Source organism: Alteromonas sp. 14N.309.X.WAT.G.H12 (assembly GCF_036697315.1).
Classification (GTDB): Bacteria; Pseudomonadota; Gammaproteobacteria; order Enterobacterales; family Alteromonadaceae; genus Alteromonas.
This window is the reverse complement of record NZ_JBAHZB010000114.1, coordinates 1-660: the sequence shown is the minus strand read 5'-3', so window position 1 is coordinate 660 and position 660 is coordinate 1. Positions and strand designations below refer to the sequence as shown.

The 660-nt window shown below is 43.6% G+C and carries 1 protein-coding gene; it reads right to left on the bottom strand.

Features of this window, described 5'->3' with window-relative positions:
• Positions 1–107 precede the first annotated feature (107 nt).
• The coding region (locus V5298_RS17805; RefSeq protein ID WP_332932780.1) for a PUA domain-containing protein at positions 108–660 on the bottom strand (553 nt) is incomplete at its 5' end.

The window sequence follows — 660 nt, the reverse complement described above, 5'->3', positions numbered from 1 at the left end:
AAGCGCAGCCGCCATGTCTTTGAGCACCGCGTTTTTGGCTGACTCATCCAGTACGGCAAGGGTTCGTGCGGCTTGCTTTGCGTTTTTTGCTAAGGATGTAATTAAACTCATTCTTTCTCCAGGTTCGCTAAATTTTTGTTCGAAATAATCGGCCCCGTTTTCTCTTCAAACTCGGAAGCAAAGTCATCGTTTTCCTGATTGGCGATAAAGTTGAGTAAACAGCTGCTGTAATTGGAGCGCGCTTTTACTAACTTGGTACCATCATCTTTTCTAACGATAATAGTATCGCCTACGGAGAATTCACCTTTTACATCGATAATTTCTTTGCTGGTCAATGATTCTGCATTTTCTGATAACACAGATGCAAATTCACTCTCAACGATAACTTCACCCTGAGCACGGGTTGTGTGCCGCATCCAGTGTTCATTTTCTGCCATGGGTTTTTCATAAGCCGTAAAATGGGTACCTGGATTTTTGCCATTCAGTAACATATTAAATGACAATTCGGTAAAGCCGTTAATTATATACGTATCTATACCGTGGGAAACGGCTTTTTCTGCCGCTTCTATTTTTGTGCGCATACCACCGGTACCCACACCCCCTTCCACAGCGCCACCGGCCATCGCATAAATCTCTTCATCAATGGTATCTATCCGAGAC